Source organism: Micromonospora sp. NPDC002411 (assembly GCF_053592955.1).
Genome location: NZ_JBSFBM010000373.1, coordinates 1 through 6,049, shown reverse-complemented (window position 1 = coordinate 6,049; position 6,049 = coordinate 1). Strand labels below are relative to the sequence as shown.

Genomic DNA, 6,049 nt, shown 5'->3' with positions numbered 1-6,049 from the left:
CGAATCGATTCGACCCGACGCTAGATCACGCAGTGAAGTATGTCAATGTTGTGTCCGGCGGGTTGCGGACCCGGTGCCCAGGGGTGGGCGGGCAGCAACGGGCCGAAGGTGGCGCCCAGCGCGGCCGTGTCGATGCCGACGACCCGGACCTGACCGGGCGGTGCGGTGGCGACCAGTCGCAGCACCAACGCCCGCAGCAACCCGGCGACCAGCGGGGACCGGGCGTCGGTGTCGATGGCCAGGTGGTGACCGCCGCCGAGTGGGATTAGCACCGGGAAGTCACCGTCCGGGGTGGACGCCGCGCCGATCCGCACCGCGGCCGGCGCGTCGGTCAGCGGCGTGACACCCGGAGCGGGAGTGGCAAGGGTGCCGCCGAGACGGGCGAGTCGGGTCACCAGGTCACCGACGCCGGTCGAGCCGACGGCGGCGGACGCCGTGCCGAGCGCGTTGCGGGCGTTGTCCAGATGCGCTCGGGCCGCCCGGTGGGAGTTGACCGCCTGCCCGTACGCCGACGCGAGCCTGCCCACCCTCTGCCCCCAACGCCGACGGCTGCCTGGTCCCAGGAACCCTAACGGACGCCGGTGGCACCCGGACAGTCCTGCCAGGACGTGTCACGCCGGGTCTGTCACGTGGGCCCGCACGGCACCGGGTCGGCGGTGTCGGCAAGCCCGCAGCGGAACACCTCCACCGGCGCCGTGGCCACGTCGGGCACCTGCTCCACCCGCAGCAGGGCCAGCCGTTTGTCGACCGGCTCCCCTGACTCGGGCGTGAACCGGATCAGCCCGGCCACCCCCCGGTACCCCTGGCCGGCGTTCTGCCGGAGCACCTCCGCGTGCACGGCGACCGGGTTGACCGACGTCGGCTCCCACCGTTGGCGCGGGTCGGCGTGGTGCAGGCGGGCGGCGAGGCTCTCCACCGCTCGGATCATCATCATCGCCGCGTCGTAGGCGAGGCTGACCCGCTCGCCGACCTGGTGCCCGGTCTCCGGCCGGCAACGCGGCGGGTCGAGCAGGTCGTCGGCCTGGATCCAGGACAGGAAGCTGGCCCGCGCGTCGTCGTCACGTCGCTCCTGGGCGGCCCGCAGCGCGGCGCAGGTGGCCAGGGAGGCCTTGGAGACGTACGTGACGGGCAGATTGCCGGGGGCTGCGGCGCGCAGCCCGGGATTGGCCATGTAGCGGTTGACCGAGTCGTCGGCGACGAGATGCCGGGGCGGGTTGCCGCCGCACTCGCGCAACGCCCGCAGGAAACCGTCGAACTCCGTCCAGCGGCCCGCGTAGAAGAGCAGGCCGGGGTAGCCGCACTCGTCGGTCAGCCGCTCACCGGTGCGCCACTCTTCGAGGCGCGTCATCCGGGGACCGAACCGTTGCCGGAGCCCGTCGACGAGCGTGCCCACGTACAGGTCTTCGGTGAGCGTGCTGCCCTCCAGCGTCGTGTAGTAGACGTGCGCCTCGTTGACCTTCAGCACCTGTTGGGCGTACGCGTCGACCATCTCCACCTGATCGGTGTTGGGCGCGGAGATCTGCAGGTAGAGGCGGGAGTTCGCGTCCATCCGGTCGGCGGAGAGCGTGGGCGCCAGCACCGGCAGCCCGACCTTGTTCAGCTCGCGCAGCGCTCGGGCGGTGCTCGTCCGGCTCTCCACCAGACCGACCACCCCGACCACAGTGGGGTCGTCCGAGGCCAGCTCGGCCAGCATCGACACGGCCCGGTCCGCGTAGATCATCTGCCGGCCGCCGTTGGCCACCACGATCCGCAGCAGCGCGGCGCCGTCGGCGCCGGCCGACTCCTTCAGCAACGCGTACTGGGCGGTGGCCATGCCTTCGAGCTCCTCGCGCTCGGAGACGTAGGACTCCTCGTCGGCGCGGGTCCGGTTGCCGGTCAGGGTGCCCAGGTAGACCAGGGTCAGGAAGGGCCGGCGTCGGTCGCTGCGCTGCCAGACCTCCTCGGCGGCGCGGTTCTGCGCGAAGATCCGCTCCTGGATGGTCCGCAGCCCGTCCTGGCCGGGGTCGTTGTTGAACACCTGCGCGGCACTGTCGCTGTAGCCGACGCACTCGCCGCTGGCGACCACCTCGACCGACACCCGGCCGCCGGTCAACGACGGGTGGCAGCCCGGCCCCCACCGGCTGCCCGCCCAGACACCCAGCGCCGCGACCAGCACCAGGCAGAGCGCCGCCGGCAGGAAACGCCTCGACCACCAGGGCGGATCGGGCGCGGAGAACGGCCGGACGCTGCCCCGCGACGGCGGGCCGGTGTCGGTGTCGTCGGGACGCAACGCCACGAGCCAGGCGGCCGGGCGGCGCAGCCGCCGCATCTCCGGCAGCGCCTCGGTCCACTCGTCGTACGCCTCGTCGGCCTCGGTCAGCGGGTGCGGCTCGGGCAGCTCCGGCGGTGGTTGCCCGCCGGACACGACGATGAGCAGCGGGTCGTTGCGGCCGGTCTCAGTGCGGACGTCGCCGACCAGGCGCACCAGTTCCCCGCCGACGTTGCCGGGCGCGACGTGGTCGATCAACAGCACCGGGTACGCGGTGCGCCGCCAGTCCGACGGGCGCCACGGCCGACGCCGGTACGCCTGCCGCAGGTCCTCCAGGAACGCGTGCAACAGCAGCTTGTTGACCTGGTCGGGTTGCTCGCCGTCACGCCACCCGGCGGTGAGGCGCTCGGCGAAGCCGAGGAACGTGACCGACTGCCGAGGCGCGAGGTACTGCTGGCGCATGAACCAGGTGTAGTGCCGCCCGAGCACCGGCACCCGGCCGGAGACGGCGGCCCGGAAGACCACCCCCGGCACGGCGCGGCGGACCAGCCAGAGCAGCAGCTGCGAGACGATGCTGACCGCGTCACCGCCGCTGGGCGGCGCTTCGGGAGCGCGCGGGCCCCGGCGGTCGCGCAACCGGCGTACCAGGGCCGCGCGGCTGTCGTCGCCGTCGACGCCGAAGGTGAGGCTCTGGTGCATCAGCCAGTCGGCGAGCGGGTAGTGCCGAAAGCGCAGCCGGGCGGCGCCGAACGCCTCCAGGGAGAGCTGCCGGTGCAGCTCGCGCAGCAGCGCTGACACGTCCCCGGCACCCGGCGGCGCGTCGGCGTCCAGCACGGCGTGCGGCACCCGCCGCCGGGGACCCTGTCCGAGGAATCGGCGCAGCGGCGTCATCAGGTCCGACGTGTCCGAGCGGACCAGCCAGAGCAGCGGCAGCCGGCGGTCGCCGCGACGGGGCCGCCGCAGCAGCCGGGCGAGCAGCGCGAAGAACTCCAGCCCGCCGGCTGGCAGCCGGTCCCGACCGCCGGCGGCCTGCCGCTGGCCGATCAACTCCCGCTTGGGCACCTCGGACCGCCGCACGCGTCACCTCCGATCCACACAGTGTGACCTTGTGGAGCAAGACGCACCAGAGATCGATGCCGACCGGGGTGTCGCGGGCCGGCGACGTTCACAGTTGTCGATTAGGTTGGCGTGGCGAACACCCGATGGAGGGAGTCCACCTCGTGCGACGAGCACTCACGGCGGCCACCGCCGCCCTGACCCTCACCACCGCCGGCACCATGCTCGCCGGCACCCCCGGCCAGGCGGCCCCGGCGGGCTGGGGCCGGCCGATCGTCACGGCCGCGCCGCAACCCGGCGCGTCCGGCCTGGGCGACACCTACTTCCCCGACTACGGCAACGGCGGCTACGACGTCGAGCACTACGACGTCCGGCTGCGCTACGACCCGGCCACCGACCTGCTCACCGGCACCACCACCATCCTCGCCACCGCCACTCAGGACCTCTCGACGTTCAATCTGGACTTCCTGCTCGACGTCGAGTCGGTCCGGGTCAACGGCTGGGCGGCGACCACCAGCACCGCCGGTGTCCACGAGTTGGTGGTCACCCCGGCCCGCACGGTGACCCGGGGCCAGCAGCTCACCATCGTGGTGCGTTACTCCGGTATCCCGTCGGAGACCCTGGTCGGCGGCTACACCGGCTGGACGCGGACCGACGACGGCGCACTCGCCGTCAACGAGCCCGAGTCGGCGTGGTGGTGGTTCCCCAGCAACGACCACCCCCTGGACAAGGCCACGTTCGACATCTCGGTGTCGGTGCCCACCGGCGTCGAGGTGATCAGCAACGGTGTGCAGCCGAGGCCCCCGGCGGCCGAGGCCGGCAACCGCACGCGCTGGATCTGGCGGACCACCTCCCCCACGGCCACCTACCTGGCCTTCATGGCCATCGGCCAGTACGACATCGTCACCGACACCACCCCGGGCGGCCAGCCGGTGGTCAACGCGTACAGCACCTCACTGGGCGCCCTCGGGCCGGCCGCGCGTGCCAGCATCGAGCGGACCGCCGAGATCGTCGACTGGGGCAGCGGGATCTTCGGGCCGTACCCGTTCGAGGCGCAGGGTGGCGTGGCCGGTCCGGTCGACGGCATCGGCTTCGCCCTGGAGACGCAGACCCGACCGGTGTACGGGCCGGGCTTCTGGCGGCGCGGTGCCAACACGTACGTGGTGGTGCACGAGAACGCCCACCAGTGGTTCGGCGACTCGGTCTCGGTGGCCGAGTGGCGACACATCTGGCTCAACGAGGGTTTCGCCTCGTACGCCGAGTGGCTGTGGTCGGAGGAGCAGGGTGAGGGCACCGCGCAGGAGGTGTTCGACTTCACCTACGCCAGCTACCCGGCCGACGACGAGTTCTGGCAGGTGCTGCCCGGTGACCCGGGTGCCGGCCGGATCTTCGACAACGCGGTCTACGACCGGGGCGCGATGACGTTGCACCAGCTCCGGCTGGCCGTCGGCGACGACGCGTTCTTCGAGATCCTGCCGGCCTGGGCCACCGAGCACCGGTACGGCAACGGCACGATCGCGCAGTTCCAGGCGCTGGCCGAGCGGATCTCCGGGCTGGACCTGGACGACCTGTTCACCACCTGGCTCTTCACCGCCGGCCGCCCCGACGTGGCCAGCGCCGCCCGCAAGGCCGCCCCGCCGGCCGAGCCGAAGTCCTGGGCCAAGATCCGCGAGGCGCATGACCTGATGTCGCACTGAGGATCCGGTGTGGACCGGAAGGGCCCGTCGCCCCTGCGGCGGGCCCTTCCGGGTCGCCACTGCCCGGCATCCCGCTGCTCTCCCGCGACCCGGACCGAGGACCGACCACTTCGGTGCTTGCCTGTAGACCTGCCCCGGATATGGGGCGATGACGGCGGCCCACATCTGGGGCAGCTCTACAGGGACCGCCGAGGTCGTCATCCACCCGGCCGAGGACCTGGCGAGACCTGATCACGCAGTCGCTGGCACACCCGTCGCCGCAGCCGTGCTCGCCTCGACCGCGCGGATGTGCCGGTAGGCGAACCAGAGGGGCGGGAACGCCCCGACCGCGAAGGACAGGTCGACGAGCGTCCAGAACCAGGGGATGTCCCGGATCGGCCCGCAGATCAGCGCCAGCGGGACGATGCCCGCGCAGGCGATCATGCCGACCTGCACCACCCAGACGTTGCGCACCGGGTCACGCAGTGGCCCCCAGAACGCCACCGCCAGCACCAGGTGGGCGAAGGCCAGCCAGTCGGTGCCGTACAGCAGGAACGGGTAGTCGTCGCCGGCTGTCACGAGCCCGGTGTGCACCCGCTCGATCCAGGCGACCAGGGCGGGCAGTTGGTCGGAGAGCGGGTCCAGCGCGCGCAGCAACCAGCGCACCTCGATCTCCAGCGGAAAGGCGGTGGCACCGCTCAGGAAGAGCCCGATCAGCACGATCCACAGCCACCGACGGGTCCGTCGTAGCCGCTCCTCGATGTCCATGATCGGAGCGTAACGACGATCTTCGTGCCGCCCTGTCCCGTGCGCGTTCCACCGGGGGTGACCGCTGTCTCAGCGGCGGGCCACCGACCCGGCGGTGGCCAGCTCCGGGAGCCGGACCGCGCCCAACCGGATCTCGCCGGGACCGGCCGGCGCTATCACACACACCGCCCCGGCGGGACGGACGATGCGGGCGGCCCGGAACGCCACCCGTCGTACCGGATGGCGCGGCCGGGGCGTTCCAGAAGACCGCGTCGTCAGTGCTCGGCGCCACGACGGCGGGAGCCGGGGGCCGTTGGCCGCC

At 72.6% G+C, this 6,049-nt stretch carries 4 protein-coding genes and 1 pseudogene; 1 reads left to right on the top strand and 4 read right to left on the bottom strand.

Annotation, left to right across the window (positions count from 1 at the left end; all coding sequences use genetic code 11):
* Positions 1-20 precede the first annotated feature (20 nt).
* Together ACWCO3_RS29935 and ACWCO3_RS29930 are read right to left on the bottom strand one after the other, a co-directional pair.
* Positions 21-527 carry a hypothetical protein gene (locus ACWCO3_RS29935; protein WP_450013222.1) on the bottom strand — a complete coding sequence of 169 codons (507 nt, stop codon included), beginning with the start codon at positions 525-527 and terminating at the stop codon, positions 21-23.
* A gap of 98 nt (positions 528-625) precedes the next feature.
* Positions 626-3,325 carry a type 1 periplasmic-binding domain-containing protein gene (locus tag ACWCO3_RS29930; protein ID WP_244311606.1) on the bottom strand — a complete coding sequence of 900 codons (2,700 nt, stop codon included), beginning with the start codon at positions 3,323-3,325 and terminating at the stop codon, positions 626-628.
* A 125-nt stretch (positions 3,326-3,450) separates the two neighbouring features.
* Here ACWCO3_RS29930 and ACWCO3_RS29925 point away from each other — a divergent pair, with 125 nt between their 5' ends.
* Complete coding sequence (locus ACWCO3_RS29925) at positions 3,451-5,001, top strand: M1 family aminopeptidase (RefSeq protein ID WP_435821843.1); 1,551 nt, start codon at positions 3,451-3,453, stop codon at positions 4,999-5,001.
* Between the two features lie 231 nt (positions 5,002-5,232).
* Here the strand turns inward: ACWCO3_RS29925 and ACWCO3_RS29920 are convergent, their stop codons facing one another.
* Both ACWCO3_RS29920 and ACWCO3_RS29915 read right to left on the bottom strand, forming a co-directional pair.
* The gene (locus ACWCO3_RS29920) at positions 5,233-5,748 is read right to left on the bottom strand and encodes a hypothetical protein (protein ID WP_357831632.1); all 516 of its coding nucleotides are present in this window, start codon (positions 5,746-5,748) and stop codon (positions 5,233-5,235) included.
* A 69-nt stretch (positions 5,749-5,817) separates the two neighbouring features.
* Positions 5,818-6,049 (bottom strand): annotated as a pseudogene (locus ACWCO3_RS29915) (hypothetical protein); the annotation flags it as partial.

Bases quoted from the DNA above. Each gene is read 5' to 3' on its own strand.
- ACWCO3_RS29920 (WP_357831632.1), bottom strand. From the start codon at position 5,748: ATGGACATCGAGGAGCGGCTACGACGGACCCGTCGGTGGCTGTGGATC.
- ACWCO3_RS29925 (WP_435821843.1), top strand. From the start codon at position 3,451: ATGGAGGGAGTCCACCTCGTGCGACGAGCACTCACGGCGGCCACCGCC.